Here is a 17,786-nt window from a genome sequence, read left to right on the forward strand (position 1 = left end):
GATTTGCCTTCCGTATCGGCTTATCGCCTCATCGGCTTTGCGTATCCGCCTTGCGGCGGACAGTCAGCTTATTCGACGCGGACATTGGCCGCCGCAACGGCGGTCATGTTGATGATCCGCCGCACCGTCGCCGCCGGCGTGAGGATGTGCACGGGCTTCGCCGCGCCGAGCAGGAACGGTCCGACCGTCACCCCTTCCCCGCCGACCATCTTCAACAGGTTGTAGGCAATGTTCGCCGCCTCGACGTTCGGCATCAACAGCAAGTTGGCCTCGCCCGTCAACGTCGTGCCGGGGAACGATTGCTTGCGGACAATCTCCGAAAGCGCGGCGTCGCCGTGCATCTCACCGTCGACTTCGAGCTGCGGCGCGCGCTCGGCAATCAGCTTGCGCGCGGCCGCCATACGCTGCGACGAAGCCGTGCGCGAGCTGCCGAAGTTCGAGCTCGAAAGCAGCGCGATCTTCGGTACGATGCCGAACCGCTCGATCTCGGACGCGGCGAGAATGGCCATGTCGGCGAGCTGCTCGGCGCTCGGCACTTCGTTGACGTAGGTATCGCAGATGAAAAGGTTGCGGCCCGGCAGCATCAGCAGGTTCATCGCGGCATAGTGCTCGGCGCTCGACGAGCGGCCCAGCACCTGGTCGATGTACTTGAGGTGGCTGTGGTACGTATCGATGAGGCCGCAGATCATGCCGTCGGCATCGCCGAGACGCACGAGCACCGCGCCGATCAAGGTATTGAACTTGCGCAGCGCGGCCTTAGCGATTTCCGGCGTCACGCCTTCGCGCGCGCCGAGCTCATGGTAGGCCTGCCAGCATTGCTGATAGCGCGGATCGTCTTCAGGATTGACGACCTCGAAATCGACGCCGGCCTTCAGCCGCGAGCCGATCTTCTTCAGGCGCATGTCGACGACGGCCGGCCGGCCGATGATGATCGGCTTCGCGATTTTTTCGGTCAGCACGAACTGGGCGGCGCGCAGCACGCGCTCGTCCTCGCCCTCCGCAAAGACGATGCGGGCGGCCGTCTGCTTCGCCGCCGCAAAGACCGGACGCATCACCATGCCCGTGCGGTAGACGGTCGCGCCAAGCTGCTCGCGGTAGGCGTCCATGTCCTGGATCGGACGCGTCGCCACGCCCGAATCCATCGCGGCCTGCGCCACCGCGGGCGCGATCTTGATGATGAGACGCGGGTCGAACGGCTTCGGAATGAGGTACTCGGGACCGAACTCGAGCGAGTGTCCTTCATAGGCCTTCGCGACTTCGTCGCCCTGGTCCGTCTCCTCGGCCAGCTCGGCGATCGCTCGCACGCAGGCAAGCTTCATTTCCTCGGTGATCGTCGTCGCGCCGACGTCGAGCGCGCCGCGGAAGATGAACGGGAAGCAAAGAACGTTGTTGACCTGATTCGGATAGTCCGAGCGGCCCGTCGCGATGATGACGTCGGGCCGTACCGCCTTCGCGTCCTCGGGGCGAATCTCGGGCTCGGGGTTCGCGAGCGCGAGGATGAGCGGCTTGTCGGCCATCTTCATGACCATCTCGGGCTTGAGCACGCCGGCGCTCGAGCAGCCGAGGAAGACATCGGCCGAGCTGATCGCGTCGTCGAGCGTGCGCGCGTCCGTATGCGCGGCATAGCCGGCCTTCGACGGATCGAGATTGCCGCGCCCTTCGTAGATGACCCCCTTCGAGTCGATGACGAGAATGTTGTCCTTCTGCAGGCCGAGCTTCACGAGCAGGTCGAGACAGGCGATGGCGGCGGCGCCGGCGCCCGAGCAGACGAGCTTCACGTTTTCGAGCTTCTTGTCCACGACCTTCAGGCCGTTGAGAATCGCCGCGGACGCGATGATCGCGGTGCCGTGCTGATCGTCGTGGAAGACGGGGATCTTCATCCGCTCGCGCAGCTTCTTTTCGATGTAGAAGCACTCGGGCGCCTTGATGTCCTCCAGGTTGATGCCGCCGAGCGTCGGCTCGAGCATCGCGATGGCGTCGACGAGCTTGTCGGGGTTCGATTCCGCCAGTTCGATATCGAACACATCGATGCCGGCGAACTTCTTGAAGAGACAGCCCTTGCCCTCCATGACCGGCTTGGCCGCGAGCGGGCCGATGTTGCCGAGACCGAGCACGGCCGTGCCGTTCGTCACCACGCCGACCAGATTGCTGCGCGACGTGTACTTCTGCGCATCGAGCGGATCGGCGTGGATTGCCTCACACGCGGCCGCGACGCCGGGCGAATACGCGAGCGACAGATCGAGCTGATTCGAGAGCGGTTTCGTCGGAGTAACGGAGATCTTGCCGGGCCTTGGATTCTGGTGATAGGCGAGAGCGCTTTGCTTCAGTTGTTCGTCCATATTTGACCTACGCGACGTAATAAATATGATCCTGCACGCTCGAGAGGCGCCGGTTCGGCGCAGCGCCGTGCCTCGGCGGATAGCAAGGGCGGCGGGAAGCGTTTTAGCGGGGGGTGCCAGTGTACACCTGCCGATGCCGCATGGGATGGCAAGCGGCAGCCCCAAGGGAGGCGCGGCCTGGCGCGCAGCGCGCGCGTGACTTGCCGATCCCGCTTGCCGGCGCCGCGACTCGGGTAAAATACGCGGTTACGCGCGAGAGGCAGGCTCTCGCTCTCGGGCGGCTCCCCCGGCGCTTGGCGACGATGTCGACGCCTTCTTCGCCGCCCTTCGCCCCCTACCGCAAGGACTCGCCCATGACAGGCTTCGATCGCCAAACGATCTCCGACACGACCGCCAAGATGCTGCTCGAAGTGCAGGCCGTGCACTTCAATGCCGAGAAACCGTTCATCTTCACTTCGGGATGGGCGAGCCCCGTCTATATCGATTGCCGGAAGCTGATCTCTTTTCCGCGCGTGCGCCGTGGGCTGATGGACATGGCCGAAACGACGATTCTGCGCGATGTCGGCTACGAGCAGATCGACGGCGTCGCGGGCGGGGAGACGGCCGGCATTCCGTTTGCCGCCTGGCTCGCCGATCGGCTCATGGTGCCGATGCAGTACGTGCGCAAAAAGCCGAAGGGCTTCGGCCGCAACGCACAGATCGAAGGGTTTCTGCAGGAAGGCTCGCGCGTGCTGCTCGTCGAGGACTTGACGACGGACAGCCGCAGCAAGATCAACTTCATCAATGCGCTGCGCACCGCGGGCGCGCGCGTGAATCACTGCTTCGTCCTCTTTCATTACAACATCTTCAAGGAGAGCGTGTCGGTCCTGAAAGACATCGACGTCGACCTGCACGCGCTCGCGACGTGGTGGGACGTGCTGCGCGTCGCCAAGGCATCGGGCTACTTCGATACCAGAACGCTCGATGAAGTCGAGAAGTTCCTGCATGCGCCCGCCGAATGGTCGGCCGCGCACGGCGGGGCGACGGCCGCGCCTCAGTAACTGGGCGACGAGAGGTTCATTAGACCGGCGCTTTGCGCATACTGGAAGAGCTCCGAATCGCGCTCGAGCCCCAGCTTGCGCAGCGCCGCGATCTTGTGCGTGCTGATCGTCTTGATGCTGCGATTGAGTCGCGCGGCGATCTCCTTCATCGTCATTCCCGAGACATAGAGCCGCACGACTTCGATCTCGCGCCGCGACAGCAGCTTGTCGGCGGGCTTTGCGGGGGCGCCCTTGCCGAGCGCCTCGTGCGCGGCGCGCACCGACGGACCCGCGTAAGGCACGCCGCACATGACATAGCGAACGGCAAGGCCGATATGCGCGAGATCGTCCGACTTGCTGACGACGGCGGTGACGCCCATCTCCCCGAGCCGACGGATCAACGCGGGGTTTTCGAGCATGGTCAGCACGACGATCGGCAGCGCGGGGAAATGCCGCCTGACGTAGCCGATGAGCGGCAGGCCATCGCCATGCAGGCCTCCGGGCATCGCCAGATCGGTCACCAGCACGTCGCACGGGGCATTCGTCAGGGCCCTGACGAGCTCGGTGGATTGGCGCGCCTCGCCGACCACTTCGATGTCCGGAAATCGCGCGAGCGCGTGCCGCGCCCCGAGCAGAATGACCGGGTGATCGTCCGCGACGATCACGCGAGTCCTTGGGCCGTTGGCCGTGATTTCCGGCTTCGCCGGCGTCTCGTATTGCGACAATAGGTTCATCCGCAGGCGATCGTTGACGGGTTCGCGCCGGCGGCCGTGCGCACCGATCGTGCAGCTGCCGCCACCGGCGAAAAATGCAATGTTAGACTCGATTCCGGCCCCAACTGTTATTCGGGCCGGCAATCGGCGCGAGTTCCCATTTCGCCATCCCGCAAGGAGTATCGGCTCATGAGCACGCGATGGTCGGTCGTTGCATCGGTGGCACTTTCGTTCTCGGCATGGCTCGGCGTTGCGGCGCCCGCCCTTGCGCAGGGCACATTCTCGGTGACGAGCAAAGATCTCGAGCCGGATAAAGCGGTCGGCCTCCAACACGTTTATAACAGCGACGGTTGCAGCGGGAAGAACATATCGCCGCAGCTTCGCTGGAGCGGCGTGCCCGCCGGCACCAAAAGCTTCGCCGTCACGATGTTCGACCCCGATGCGCCCGGCCCCGCGGGCTGGTGGCATTGGGCTGTCGCCGAAATACCCGCCGACGTGCGCGAATTGCCGTCGAATGCGAGCGCGTCCGGCTTTCTCAAGCGCATGCATGCGGTGGAGGCAAGCAACGATTTCGGCACGCCAGGTTATGGCGGCCCCTGCCCGCCGCAGGGCCAGACGCATCGATACATCGTGACCGTTTATGCGCTCGGCACGTCGGATCTGCGGCTCGCTCCCGGGCAGCCCGCGCCGATGTTCGATCATGAAATCGGCACGTCGATCCTCGGCAAGGCGAGCATCACGGTGAAATACGGGCGCTGAACGGGCCGCCGGCCCGCCGGACGGAGGCCGATGTCGCACTATCACGACAGATCAGGCCGGGTACGTCGGCATTCGCGGCGAAATCCGCACAAATCGCGACAAAGCCTTAAAATCACGGTTTCGGGCGCCGCCTGCGCGCCACCACGTCAATCCGCCCCACTCAACGAGAGCGAAATGAGCACGAAAGTATTTGTCGACGGACAGGAAGGCACGACAGGCCTCAAGATTTACGAATACCTGTCGCGACGCACCGACGTCGAAGTGCTGCGGATCGACGAAGCAAAGCGCAAGGACATCGACGAGCGGCGCAGGCTCATCAATGCGTCCGATGTGACGTTCCTCTGCCTGCCCGACGTCGCTTCGCGCGAATCCGCAAGCCTGGTCGAGAACGACCGGACCGTCGTCATCGATGCGAGCACGGCGTTTCGGACGCACGCCGATTGGGCCTACGGTCTGCCCGAGCTCACGCGCGCGCAGCGTGAGCGGATCCGGACGTCGAAGCGCATCGCCGTGCCGGGCTGCCATGCCTCGGCGTTCGTGCTCGCCATGCGTCCGCTCATCGAGGCCGGCATCGTCGCGCCTGAGTTCCAGGCCCATTCGTACTCGCTGACAGGCTACAGTGGCGGCGGCAAAAAGATGATCGCCGACTACGAGGCGAGCCCGCCCGCCGCGAAGCTCGCGAGCCCGCGCGCATATGCGCTCGCGCTTGGCCATAAGCATCTGCCCGAGATGGCCGCGCATGCGCGGCTCAAGTCTGTGCCGATCTTTACGCCCATCGTCGGCAACTTCTATAAGGGCCTTGCCGTCACGACGTACTTCTCGCCCGAGCAGCTCGCGAAGCGCGCCACGCCGCGCGACATCCAGGCGCTCTTCGCCGAGTATTACAGCGGCGAAGCGTTCGTGCGCGTCGCGCCGTTCGATGCCGACGAGAATCTCGACGGCGGGTTCTTCGATGCGCAGGCCAACAACGACACCAACCGAGTCGACCTCTTCGTGTTCGGTAACGACGAGCGCTTCGTGACCGTCGCGCGGCTCGATAATCTCGGCAAGGGCGCATCGGGCGCGGCGATCCAATGCATGAACCTCAGCATCGGCGCGGCCGAGGACACTGGGCTCGTGCGCTGACGAAGCCATCGGCGAGTTCGCCGAATCGTTTTCCGCGCGGAACGCCATTCGGCAATCGACAATCCGCGATCGATCAAGCCGGCTGCTTCAGCCGGCTTTTTCATTGGGGCTGATCGTGAGGCAAAACCTCAGATATTGGGATTTCAACTGGCACCGGCGAGATAGTGATCACAATCGGAAAAATCATCCAGCGCCTTTAGCGAATGCCGTCACTCGGCCGGAATTACTTTCCGCATAAGGACACCAGATCTTCGTTCTATCTGCGCTGCATCGTCTGGCGACCCTCGTCTGCCGACCCACGTCCTTGCCGCGCGCCGCACACGGCCAATGCGTTCTGTTACATCTTGTCGCACTTCCGATTGAAACGCGGTTTGCGTTTCAATTTGCCCTCGATCGTCGATGCAATGCGCATTTTCAACATGCGTCGCTGTTTGAATTCGGAAATTTAGACACCTCTTTCAATTGACAGCGCAGAAATGCACGGCGAAATTACGCCGCATAACGAGATCAGATCAGGGAGACGAAAGCATGTCCTCACGTGTCATGTCATGGGGCTCGCTATTGGCGATTGCGAGCGCCCCATTGTGGTCCGCCTGCGGAGGCGGAGGCGGCGACGGCGCGCCCGCCGCAAGCGCCTCGCAATGCTCGGGTGCCGCGTGCGGCACGCAAGGCGCGCCGACGTCGACGCCGACTGCATCGCTGTGCCCGACGGCGGATGCCATTTCCAGCAACACCTATCTCGGCGGCGCGGGTAGCGGCGAGATCGTGAGCCTGCGGATCGACGCCACGGCGATGACTTACACGCTCAAGTGGCTCGAATCACCGATTCCGCTGCAAGCGGGAACAGTCATGCCGACGCGTGCCGGCATCACGATAACGGGCGCCGTGCAGCACACGACGAACTTGCCGACGGCCGAGCAGAACCGCTGTGCGTTCATTCTGGAGCCGGGCACAGGCACCACATCAGGCGGATCCTCCTACTCGACTTCCGCAACCTTCAATTCGAGCAACCCGCCGACGATCTTCATCGGCGAAGGCGGTGTGGCGGGCGGCGGCATTCCGGGCGCGGAGGTTCAGTTCTCAGGCGTGGCCGGGCTCTTCGCCGTCCCTGACAGGAAGTTCGACTTCTATCCGTTCATCGGCTTTGCGCAAGTCGACACTCGTCTGGCGGATCTGCAAGGCACCTACAACGCACTCCTTTATCACCAGCAACCGTCGGATAACTACGCGGCGGTTGGTACGAACGATACTGAAACGTTCGATGCGAGCGGCAATTGCACCTCGACATCGGGCAACTGCAAGACGACGGGCAGCGCATGGACCGCGAGCAGCTCGGGCAACTATTTCATGAGCAGCAATCCGCCCGCGATCGTCGGTGGCACAACGCTCGGCAGCGGCGCGCACGCGAACATGGTGCTCGGGCAATTCAACGGCTCGATCGTGCCGATCGTCGTGCGAACCGGTTACGCGAACTCGAACCTGCTCTCGCTCGCCGTCGACGACGAATCGGGCATCGCGATGCTCGCCGCCGCAAGCCCGATCGCATCGGGCGCGATCGATGGCGGCTACGCCGGCGCCGATTCGAACTTCAAGTACACCGCGGCGATCATCCAGGGCGCATCGGGCAAGTTCGTCGACCCACCGACGAACACGATCGAGAGCAGGTTCACGCTCACCTACCCGTCGTCGAACCAGGGTCTGCTCTCGATTCAGGACGATCAAGGCAATTCCGGCTACGCGATCGCGACAGGCTTTTCGCCGACCTCGACGATAGGGGGACTCTACGCGATCTTGCTGCAAGGCACGGAGAACGGAGGCATCACACCGTCCTCGGCGATCGTCGGGCAAACGACGAGCTCCGCGCCTTATTTCGGCATTGGTGCGTTCGCCGGTCCTCGTTAAGAAGAGAAGACTTTCGGCCAGTTGAAGTCGTCAGGCAATGAAGGGAGGAGAAGTTAGCAGTACGAAATAAATGAAAAGGGCGGACCGACAGGGAGGAGGCCGCCCGATAACGATAAACGAGCGAAGGGAGAAACATGATGATTCGGGCAATCCTGAACGGCCTTTTGACGCCGGCGCTGGCGGCGTCCGTTGTGATTCTTGCGGGCTGCGGCGGTAGTGCCGCCAGCGGCGGCGATCCACCGCCGCCCGTGGTGCAAAGGCTCTGCCCCGCTTCGCTCGATTACAGCACCGTCTTCACGGGCGGCGGCGGCGACGGCGAGCTCGTCAAGATGCAAATCGACACGACCAATATGACGTGGCAGGTCACCTATGTCGAGTCAGCCGTTCCTCAAACGACGGGCACGGTCACGCCGACGCGCGCCGGCACCACGCAAGGCGGCAAGCTCGTGCAGGAAACGAAGCTGCCGACCGACAAGCAGAACCAATGCGCGTACTACCTCGCCGATAGCAGCGGCAACAACGTAAGCCTCGATGCGAGCCGGCCGTCGCGCATCTTCGTCGGCTTTGGCGTGCTCGGCGGCACCATTCCGGGCAAAGAGATCCAATACAACGGCATGGCCGGCGTGGGTGCGGTGCCCGACACCAAGTTCCCGTTCTACCCGTTCATCGGATTTTCGACGCTCGACTCGAACTTCGCCGATGTGGCCGGCACCTACAATCAGCTCGGCTATCACCAGGTGCCGTCGCAGAACTTCATGCCGGTAGCCGTCGACGCCACGATCAAAATCAACGCCGACGGCACGTGGACTGAATGCGACAACACGGGCGTCAACGCCGGCAAATGCCTGCAACCCGGCGATAACTGGAAACCCGCGACGGACGGCAGCGGCACGTTCGAGACGGATCACTTCCAGGGGCAGGCGAAGCCGACACTTGCCGCGCAGCCGCAGGGCACGGGCTATCTCATCGTCGGCAAGCTCAACAATCAGCTCGTGCCGATCCTGATTCGCAACGGGTATGCGAATCCGAACACGCTCGTCGCCGATGACGAGTCGGGCATCTCGATCCTCGCGCCGCAAACGAACGTCTCGGTGAACTCGCAAAACGGTCAATACATCGGCGTCGACAGCCAATTCAATTACCGCGCGACGGCGCTCGAAGGAACGCAGGCGACGATGCTCGACCCGTATCAGCCTTCTCAGGCCTCGCTTGCGACGGCACTGGATCTCAGCTTCGCCGAGAGCGTGCCCGGGGTCGTCACGTCGTGGCCGGCGAGTGCGTCCTCGAGCACGCCGACCGGGAAATTCATCTTTACGGGCGGCGTGTTCGGCTATCTCGATCAATCGAATGCGTCGTCGCCGTACTTCCTGATCAACGCATTCGTGCAGCAGCCGGTGCAGTAGCGGATCGAGCTTGCCCCGCGTGCGTTACCGCGCTGTCGCGCGGCTCGCTGCGAGCCGGACAGCGCGGGACGCAAGACCGATAAAAATGCTGCGGGAAAACGCAGCTAAGGGAGAGAGAAAAAATGAAACGCACTCAGATTGCGGCAACCGCCGCACTCGCATTTTCCGTTTCCGGCGTCGCGCACGGACAGGCGGCCGGCGCCAACGTGATCTCGCTCGGCTGGTTCCATGTCATGCCCCAGGATTCGAGCACGACGCTCACGACCGGCGTCGCACCGCAGCCGATCGATACGCCGCTGCGGCTGCCGAGCTCGTTCAATTCGCCGGGTACGGGTTTATCGACGACGAACGCCGACACGGCCGGGCTCGTGATCAGCCACTTCTTCACGGACCATATCGCCCTCACGACGGTGGCGGGCGTGCCGCCGACGTTCAAGATGTATGGACGCGGCAAGATCGTGCCGCCGGGACCCGCGGCCGCGCTCGGCACCGTCGATCTCGACGATCCGTCGAACGAGCCCATCGTGAAGAGCGTGCGGCAATGGAGCCCGGCCGTCTTGCTGCACTACTACTTCGGATCCGCGACGGCGCGCTTCAGGCCATATCTGGGTATCGGTGTGTCGTACAACTGGTACTCCGACATTCAGCTCAACCCGAACTTCGTCACCTCGACTCAAAACAATCTCGGCGCCGTGCTCGCAGCCGGCGCGAACAAGCCGGGACCGACGAGCGTCGAGGCCAAGGCGTCGCCTTCGTGGGCCCCGGTCTTCAATGTGGGAGCCGCATACAGCCTCACGAAGCACTGGGGGCTGACGGCGAACTTGACCTATATCCCGCTCAAGACGACGTCGTCGGTCATCGTCAAGGCCGCGGACGGAACGGTGCTCGGCGTGACTCAAGGGAAGCTCACGGCGGACCCGCTGATTACCTTCCTCGCCTTGTCTTATAAGTTCTGAAGCAGGGGCTGATGTACGCAGCCGCCGCAGCCGCGTCGAGGGCATCGTCCTTCGGCCGCCTGAGGAACGGCGAAGCGGCCTTCCGGTCCGGCTCGATCGGGCAAACGGCCGTCGCCGCGGACCATCAGTGCGGTCAGTCTGTCAATCGGCGGTTTCTGCACTGGATGCGCGCGACAGGCAAAAAAAAGCCCGCCTGGTGGCGGGCTGAATCCATATCAGAGGAGACATGGAGGAGACAGTTCCTACTTTACCAAAGACCTTGGTGCGTTGCAACAACCTGTCCGATTCGGACGGGATTCGTTGCTTTTCGACAACAGTCATACGAGCGTCATCGACAGCAGAAAATTCACCTGATCCGCGCCGATCGGCTTGACCCAATGGACGTCGTACCCTGCCTCGAGCGCCATTTCGCGATATTGCGGCTGGCCCCATCCCGTCAGCGCGATCAGCAAGAGAGGACGCTTGCCGGCGATTTCGCGCAAGGCGTGCGCCACGCTCAGCCCTTCGAGCTGCGGTGCGCCGACGTCGATCAACGCCGCGTCGGGCAACCGCCGTTGCGCGATTTCGAGGGCCTCGCGATTGTCGCAGGTCGCGACGACGCCGTAGCCCATCGATTCGAGCAGGAACGTCAGGCCCGCGAGCGTCTCGGCGTCGCGGTCCACGATCAGGACGCACTTGTGCTGCATGGCTTCGGTCTTCGCGGTGCCGAGATCAGGTTGTTGGCTCGCATGGAGGCCCGGCGTCGCCACCGCGACGCGACCGGTATCCGGTGAGTTCGATTTCATCGTGTTCGTCATGGCCCGTCCTTGACTTGCGTCAGAGGAAGTCAAGCTCACCTCGCATTCCTGTCGACTACCGCCCTTGCCCAATCGATCGCTCCGGAGTCCTAAACGTCTTTGACAGTCCGAAAGCGCATTCGATCGTGAGCGCCCTGCTAAAAATAGAGCCTTTTCTCACAGATTGGCAAAATTTTTCTGCATCGCGCTTCCCGTTGGCATAAACGGCATTCACTCGACGGCGCGGCCCGAACGGCGATCGTGGACCGCCCACCTGTCCATGTTGTAAGGCGAGCAAGCTGCGTGCACGGCGCGGTGGCTAGGGACGCTCGTCGTCCAGCAGCTCGGTCAGCGCGTCGCGCAACAGCTCGATCGGCCGCACGAGCCGGCCAGGCAAGGCTCCGTGCACGAGCCAGACATTGAGGCGCCCGTCGAAGCCCGGGACATCGATCGGCCGTAACGCGTCTCGATACGGGCTGCGCGCGAGCACGTGCGGCGTGACGACGCCGAGGCCGAGGCCGCGCGCAACGAGCGAGAGCTGCAAGTCCGACCCGAACGCTTCGACGGCGACTTCGAATCGAAGTCCGGCCGCTTGCAACGCGCGGTTCAACACGGAACGCATTCCGCAACCGTCCTGGTTGAGCACCCAGGGGTAGCGCGCGAGTTCCTCGAGCGTCAGCGAAGCCGCCTCCTTGCCGCGTGGCGGGCGCGGCAACTCGAACGCACGCGAAGCTACGACGAGCGTCGGGTGCACAGCCAGCAACGTCGACGTGATCGAGTCCGGCATCTCGAAGGACGCCGGCATCAGGACGACCGCCGCGTCGACCTCCGCGCGCGTCAGGCGCTCGAGCAATGCCGGCGACCACGCGGCCATCACGCGCAGCGTCAAGCGCGGAAACGCCGCGCGCAGCCGGTCGACAGGCGCCTCCAGCGCCAGCTCGGACAAGAACGGCGGCACGCCGATTCTCAGTTCGCCGGTCGGCTCGCTGCCTGGCGCCGCAACGGCGAGCAGATCGTCGACGGAGCGCAGCACCGCGCGCGCGAGCGCGTATACCTCCCTGCCCGCGCTCGTGGGCTTCAGCGGCTTGCTCTGACGGTCGAGCAAAGGCACGCCGAGCATCGCTTCGAGGTTCTGCACGCGACGCGTAAGGCCAGGCTGCGTCAGATGCAGCCGCGTCGCCGCGCGCACCATCGAGCCGCTATCGACGACCGCCACGAACGCCTGAAGGTCACGAGTGTTCACAACAGTTACGCATAATCAGTATCGATATATTTCAATTGTCGCATATAAGGCGGGCACTTACGATGAACGCTCCTTCACTCGTTCATGGACCCAGCCGCTATGAACCGGCCCGCCGACACTTGCCCCGCCACGGTGACGGACAGCATCGAGGTCGAAGCACCCCAGACGCTCACGACCGCGCTCACGCTGCTCTTTGCCGCGGCAACCGGAATCATCGTCATCAACCTGTTCGCCGCGCAGCCGCTCACGGGCCCGATCGCCCGCTCGCTCGCGCTGCCCGCGAGCCTCACTGGCGCTGTCGCCATGCTGCCGCAGTTGGGCTACGCGTTCGGGCTCGTGCTGCTCGTGCCGCTCGCCGATCTCGTCGAAAACCGCAGGCTCATCGTGCGCACGCTCGCGGCCGCGGCCGTGTGGCTCAGTGTCGCCCTGCTCACGCACTCGGGGACTCTCTTTCTCGCGGCGATCTTCTTCGCCGGAGCCACCTCGAGCGTCATTCAGATGCTCGTGCCGATGGCGGCGTCGATGGCGTCTGAGAGCCATCGCGGCCGCGCTGTCGGCAACGTCATGAGCGGCCTGATGCTCGGGATTCTGCTCTCGCGACCGCTCGCGAGCGTCGTGGCGGGATCGGTGGGATGGCGCGCGTTCTACGGCATCGCGGCCGCGGCGGACGTCGTGATCGCGTTCGTCCTCGCGACACAGTTGCCGAAACGGACACCGGAGGTCGCCACGCGATATCCCCAGTTGCTTGGCTCCCTATGGACGCTCCTGCGCCATGAGCAGACCTTGCAGCGCCGCGCGTTATCCGCCGCGTTGGCGATGGGTTCGTTCAGCGCCTTTTGGACCGCGATCGGCCTGAAGCTCGCGCAAGCGCCGTTCGGACTCGACTTCTACCAGATCGGCATCTTCGCGCTCGCCGGCGCCGCTGGGGTCGTCGCCACGCCGCTCGCCGGCCGCGCCGGCGATCTTGGTCACGGCAGGGCGGCACTCACGATTGGCCACCTGAGCATGGTCGTGGCCGTGATCGCGAGCGGCATCGCCGGCGCCGGATGGTTCGGCTTTTCTGTAACCGCGCATCGCGGATGGGCGCTCGCGTTGCTCGTCGCGAGCGCGGCGACGCTCGATGCGGGCGTCGTGACCGATCAGACGCTGGGGCGGCGCGCGATCAACTTGATGAATCCCGCCGCTCGCGGCCGGCTCAACGGTCTTTTCGTCGGCATCTTCTTCGTCGGCGGCGCACTCGGCGCGTCGCTCGGCGGCTTGGGTTGGGCGTGGGCAGGCTGGACAGGCGTCACCGTCGTCGCGTTGGCATTCGCCGGCACCGCGCTCGCGCTCGGATTGGCTCGGGGGGCGAGCGATTAGGATGGTTGGCGAACCGTCGCTGCCGCAACCGCCAGCGATGATGGCCGCGGCAGGACAAGCTCGAAGGCTCGACGGTTCGACGGTTCGTAATGGCCGCCTATCGCCCCGCCCGCCGCGCCGCCACTTTGCCAAGCACGGCGAAATCCTTCTCGCCGTCGCCATGGGCGATCGCGTCGAGCAGGCTGTCGCGCACGACGCTGCCGATGGGCAGCGGCGTCGAGCAAGCCTCGGCGGCGGCGAGCGCCAGCCGCACATCCTTCAATCCGAGCCGCGCCTTGAACTGCGCGGGCTCGTAGCGATCCTCGGCAATGAGCTTGCCATAGCCTGAATAGACGGGGCCCGGGAACACGCTATTCGTGATGACGTCGAGAAAATCCGTCATCGCGACGCCGTGCCCGGCGAGCAGCGCCGAAGCCTCGCCGAGTGTTTCGACGGCCGATGCCAGCGCGAAGTTGGCGGCGAGCTTCACGACGTTCGCATGCTGCGGCGTGGCGCCGATCCGCCAGGTCTTCTGACCGATCGCATCGAGAACGGGCTGCACGCGATCGATCGCGGCACTCGCGCCGGCGGCGATGATCGTGAGCTTGCCGGCCGCGGCGACGTCCGGGCGCCCCATGACCGGCGCGGCCACATAGTGAATCCCGCGCGCCTCGTGCTCGCGCGCGAACGCTTCGGCGAACGCGACGGAGACCGTCGCCATGTTCACGTGCACGAAATCGCGCGGCGCGTGATCGAGCAGGCCCGTCGCGAACACCTCGCGCACGGCCGCATCGTCGGCCAGCATCGAGAACGCGGCGTCGCCGGAAAACGCATCGGCCGGCGTATCGACGAGCTTCGCGCCGAGCGCCTCGAGCGGTTGCGCCCGCTCGCGCGAGCGGTTCCAGACGCGCACGCCGTGGCCGGCTTTCAGGATGTTTTCCGCGATGCTCCGGCCCATGCTGCCGAGGCCGATAAATCCGATGTCCATCTATCGCTCCTTCTGACGAACGGCTCTTGCCGAAAGGCGCCTAGTGCAGCACGAACGTCCGGCGCTTGCAGCCGACTCGGCAAACCTCGGGGTCGTGCCCGCTATGCGATACTCGTATTCATGCCGCCCGTGACCGCGACTTTTCGCTTTTACGAAGAGCTGAACGACTTTCTGGCCCCGCCGCTGCGTCGGCGCGAGATCAGCTGTGTCTGCGCGCGGGCGGCCACCACCAAACACATGATCGAAGCACTCGGCGTGCCGCATACCGAGGTCGAGCTCATTCTCGTCAACGGCGAATCGGTCGGCTTCGATCGCGTGCTCGAAGAAGGCGATCGCGTCGCCGTCTATCCGAAGTTCGAGGCACTCGACATCACGCCCATGCTGCGCGTGCGGCCGGCGCCGCTGCGTGTCATTCGCTTCGTGGCCGACGCCCATCTCGGCGGCCTCGCCCATCTGCTGCGCCTCGCCGGCTTCGATACGCTCTACGACAATCATTACGCCGATGAAGAAATCGAGGCGCTCGCCGCCGCCGAGGGACGCATCGTGCTCTCGCGCGATCGCGAGTTGCTCAAGCGCCGTACGATCACGCACGGCTGTTATGTGCGCGCGCTGAAGCCGCAGGAACAATTGCGCGAAATCGTCGGCAGACTCGACTTGATCCGAAGCCTCAGGCCGTTCCGCCTTTGTCTGACCTGCAATGTGCCGCTGCGCTCGCTCGAGCGGTCCGAGGCGCTCGGGCGCGTACCGGATGGCGTCTTCGAGCGGCAAACGCGGTTCGTCACCTGCGACGTCTGCAAGCGCATCTTCTGGGAAGGCTCGCACTGGAGCCGCATGCGCGCGCTCGTCGATTCGCTCGCCCGCGACCGGAACGCTCAGTAGTCCGAAAGCAGTTCAATGCGACCCGGCCCGCTTTCGAAATGGTTCGCACTCCTATCGAACGCTCGCCCGCGACCGGAGTGGCTGAAAACGCACAGGACTCCGAAATTAACGGTTGACCGTCGTTTCACTGGGAAACTACAATTTCGTTATCTCAACAAGTGGGGTGTATCCCTTGGACGGTTGCAGTAGTCGACCTTCGAACAGTTTTTCTGCCTGACCGGCACGACGTCCGCGCTGATTCCCCTCTTCGCCGCCGTCTAGCCAGCAGGCAGACGGTGCGCTTCGTAGTCTTCTTTCTCTGACATCACTCGCGCATCGCTTCGAATGGCCGTTCCGCCATCGGGACGGAACGCGTGCGTATGGCCGGTATGGCCGTTTCCGCTCGCACGTCCGTTTTCGATGGTTCGGTGCGCACGGGCCTGGCGGGTTCGTGCGCCATTCGTTCGCGCGGCCGGCCGTACTGGCCGCGCGTGGTTGAACATGTCCGCGCGTAGCGCGGGCAACAAGCGATCGTCGAACACGATCCGTCGCTGCGCGGATGCGCAAACGCCCGGCGGACCGAGTCGTCGCTCCAATAACCGGCATCATCAGCGGAAGAAGCGAAATGTCCACACCTGCAAACATCACGAACCTCGCCCGCGCACGTAGCGCCGTGCTCGACGACGCGCACATCGGCGACATCAGGGGTGCGTTCGGCACCATCGCCCATCACGACGTGGCGCCGCGCCGCACGTGGATGGCGCGCCTGCGCACGCTGCTCGCCATCCTCGGCCCGGGCCTCATCGTCATGGTCGGCGACAACGACGCCGGCGCGTTCGGCACTTACACACAAGCGGGCCAGAACTACGGCACGACGCTGCTCTGGACGCTCGCCCTCCTGATTCCGGTGCTCTACGTGAACCAGGAGATGGTGCTGCGGCTCGGCGCCGTCACGGGGGTGGGCCATGCGCGCCTCATCTTCCAGCGCTTCGGCAAGTTCTGGGGTGCCTTCAGCGTCATCGACCTGTTCCTGCTCAATGCGCTCACGATCGTCACCGAATTCATCGGCATTACGTTCGCGCTGCAATTTCTCGGCGTGCCGAAGATCCTCGGCGTCTGCGCGGCCGCCGTGCTGACGATGGCCGCTGTCAGCACCGGCGACTTCCGGCGCTTCGAGCGCTTTGCCATCGTGCTCTGTCTGCTGAGCCTGCTGCTCGTGCCCGTGCTCGTGTCGATCCATCCGCCCGTCGGCGTCATCGCGCACGACTTCGCGGTGCCGGGCTGGCCGCACGGTGCGAAGCTCTCGGACGTCATGCTGCTCGTGATCGGCATCGTCGGCACGACGATCGCGCCGTGGCAATTGTTCTTCCAGCAGAGCTACGTGATCGACAAGCGCATCACGCCGCGCTTCATGAAGTATGAAAAGGCGGACCTCTGGATCGGGATCGTCTTCGTGATCGTCGGCGCTGTCGCGATGATGGCGTTCACGGCCGCGCTCTTTTCCGGCCGCCCCGAGTCCGGCAACTTCACCGACGCGGGCGGCGTGATCGCGGGGCTGCACCAGTATGTCGGCAAGACGTCGGCCACAATCTTCGCCGTGGCGCTGCTCGACGCATCGATCATCGGCGCCGCCGCGGTTTCGCTGGCGACCGCCTACGCGATCGGCGACGTGTTCGCGATCCGTCATTCGCTGCATCGAGGCGTGTCCGATGCGAAGGGGTTCTATCTCGTCTACTTCGCGATCATCGCGCTTGCCGCCACGCTCGTCCTGCTGCCGGGCACCCCGCTCGGCCTCTTGACCGAAGCCGTGCAAACGCTCGCCGGCGTGCTGTTGCCGAGCGCGACGGTGTTCCTGCTGCTGCTTTGCAACGACAAGGCAGTGCTCGGCCCATGGGTCAACTCGAAGCGGCTCAATGCGTTCACGGGCACTGTGATCGCCGTCCTCGTCGTACTCTCGATCATCCTGACGGCCGCGACGGTCTTCCCCGACATCACGGGCGGCACGATCGTCGAAATCCTTGTCGGCGGGATCGTGCTCTTCGTCGTGGGGTACCTGGCGACGCTCATCGCGCAGCGCCGGGTCGCGAAGCCAGTCCTCGGTGGGGAACATAAGCCGGCACACGGGAACGGCGACGACGATGCAGCGCGCGATTCATGGCGTATGCCGCCGCTCGACGAATTGCCGCCGCCGAAGCTGACGCTTTCGACGCGCGTATGGATGGCCGCGTTGCGCGGCTATCTGGTGATCGCCGTCGGGCTCGTCATCGTCAAGGTCGTGCAACTCGCGGTGCATTGACCAGAGCACCTGCACGCCCCGGCCGCTGCCGCTCGATGATCGCCATCGTGCGGCGGCGGTCCAGCTCCCAA

At 64.4% G+C, this 17,786-nt stretch carries 14 protein-coding genes; 9 read left to right on the top strand and 5 right to left on the bottom strand.

Annotated elements, in window-relative coordinates; translation table 11 throughout:
* Nucleotides 1-68: 68 nt before the first annotated feature.
* The gene (locus tag B0G57_RS25700; protein ID WP_018441716.1) at nucleotides 69-2,339 is read right to left on the bottom strand and encodes an NADP-dependent malic enzyme; all 2,271 of its coding nucleotides are present in this window, start codon (nucleotides 2,337-2,339) and stop codon (nucleotides 69-71) included.
* A gap of 353 nt (nucleotides 2,340-2,692) precedes the next feature.
* On the opposite strand from B0G57_RS25700, the gene B0G57_RS25705 reads away from it, so the two are divergent.
* Nucleotides 2,693-3,379, top strand: a complete 687-nt coding sequence (locus B0G57_RS25705) for an orotate phosphoribosyltransferase (RefSeq protein WP_018441717.1) — start codon at nucleotides 2,693-2,695, stop codon at nucleotides 3,377-3,379.
* Here the strand turns inward: B0G57_RS25705 and B0G57_RS25710 are convergent.
* Nucleotides 3,373-4,092 (bottom strand): response regulator transcription factor, encoded by a 720-nt coding sequence (locus tag B0G57_RS25710; RefSeq protein ID WP_018441718.1) that lies wholly within the window; start codon nucleotides 4,090-4,092, stop codon nucleotides 3,373-3,375. The two genes, B0G57_RS25705 and B0G57_RS25710, sit on opposite strands and share 7 nt — an antisense overlap.
* A gap of 168 nt (nucleotides 4,093-4,260) precedes the next feature.
* Between B0G57_RS25710 and B0G57_RS25715 the strand changes: the two genes are divergently transcribed.
* The 5 genes from B0G57_RS25715 to B0G57_RS25735 all read left to right on the top strand — a co-directional run bounded on the left by B0G57_RS25715 (nucleotide 4,261) and on the right by B0G57_RS25735 (nucleotide 10,216).
* A complete protein-coding gene (locus B0G57_RS25715) occupies nucleotides 4,261-4,830 on the top strand; it encodes a YbhB/YbcL family Raf kinase inhibitor-like protein (RefSeq protein WP_018441719.1) in 570 nt (189 codons plus the stop codon).
* A 174-nt stretch (nucleotides 4,831-5,004) separates the two neighbouring features.
* Complete coding sequence (gene argC, locus B0G57_RS25720) at nucleotides 5,005-5,955, top strand: N-acetyl-gamma-glutamyl-phosphate reductase (protein WP_018441720.1); 951 nt, start codon at nucleotides 5,005-5,007, stop codon at nucleotides 5,953-5,955.
* A 561-nt stretch (nucleotides 5,956-6,516) separates the two neighbouring features.
* Entirely contained in the window at nucleotides 6,517-7,857 is a 1,341-nt protein-coding gene (locus B0G57_RS25725) for a DUF2957 domain-containing protein (RefSeq protein ID WP_026229855.1), read from the top strand.
* 134 nt (nucleotides 7,858-7,991) lie between these two features.
* Nucleotides 7,992-9,260 (top strand): DUF2957 domain-containing protein, encoded by a 1,269-nt coding sequence (locus B0G57_RS25730; protein WP_018441722.1) that lies wholly within the window; start codon nucleotides 7,992-7,994, stop codon nucleotides 9,258-9,260.
* Nucleotides 9,261-9,382: 122 nt separating this feature from the next.
* The gene (locus B0G57_RS25735; protein ID WP_018441723.1) at nucleotides 9,383-10,216 is read left to right on the top strand and encodes an OmpW/AlkL family protein; all 834 of its coding nucleotides are present in this window, start codon (nucleotides 9,383-9,385) and stop codon (nucleotides 10,214-10,216) included.
* Between the two features lie 317 nt (nucleotides 10,217-10,533).
* Here the strand turns inward: B0G57_RS25735 and B0G57_RS25740 are convergent, their stop codons facing one another.
* Together B0G57_RS25740 and B0G57_RS25745 are read right to left on the bottom strand one after the other, a co-directional pair.
* A complete protein-coding gene (locus B0G57_RS25740; RefSeq protein WP_018441724.1) occupies nucleotides 10,534-11,013 on the bottom strand; it encodes a response regulator in 480 nt (159 codons plus the stop codon).
* A gap of 298 nt (nucleotides 11,014-11,311) precedes the next feature.
* The gene (locus tag B0G57_RS25745; protein ID WP_018441725.1) at nucleotides 11,312-12,235 is read right to left on the bottom strand and encodes a LysR family transcriptional regulator; all 924 of its coding nucleotides are present in this window, start codon (nucleotides 12,233-12,235) and stop codon (nucleotides 11,312-11,314) included.
* Nucleotides 12,236-12,334: 99 nt separating this feature from the next.
* Between B0G57_RS25745 and B0G57_RS25750 the strand changes: the two genes are divergently transcribed.
* Complete coding sequence (locus B0G57_RS25750) at nucleotides 12,335-13,594, top strand: MFS transporter (protein WP_018441726.1); 1,260 nt, start codon at nucleotides 12,335-12,337, stop codon at nucleotides 13,592-13,594.
* A gap of 97 nt (nucleotides 13,595-13,691) precedes the next feature.
* On the opposite strand, the gene B0G57_RS25755 is transcribed toward B0G57_RS25750, so the two are convergent.
* The gene (locus tag B0G57_RS25755; RefSeq protein ID WP_018441727.1) at nucleotides 13,692-14,561 is read right to left on the bottom strand and encodes an NAD(P)-dependent oxidoreductase; all 870 of its coding nucleotides are present in this window, start codon (nucleotides 14,559-14,561) and stop codon (nucleotides 13,692-13,694) included.
* A gap of 120 nt (nucleotides 14,562-14,681) precedes the next feature.
* On the opposite strand from B0G57_RS25755, the gene B0G57_RS25760 reads away from it, so the two are divergent.
* On the top strand, nucleotides 14,682-15,440 hold the full coding sequence (locus B0G57_RS25760) for a Mut7-C RNAse domain-containing protein (protein WP_018441728.1): 759 nt from the start codon (nucleotides 14,682-14,684) through the stop codon (nucleotides 15,438-15,440).
* Between the two features lie 604 nt (nucleotides 15,441-16,044).
* Entirely contained in the window at nucleotides 16,045-17,715 is a 1,671-nt protein-coding gene (locus tag B0G57_RS25770; protein ID WP_018441730.1) for an NRAMP family divalent metal transporter, read from the top strand.
* Nucleotides 17,716-17,786: the final 71 nt, after the last annotated feature.

It is taken from the genome of Trinickia symbiotica, assembly GCF_002934455.1.
In the GTDB taxonomy this organism is placed as follows: Bacteria; Pseudomonadota; Gammaproteobacteria; order Burkholderiales; family Burkholderiaceae; genus Trinickia; species Trinickia symbiotica.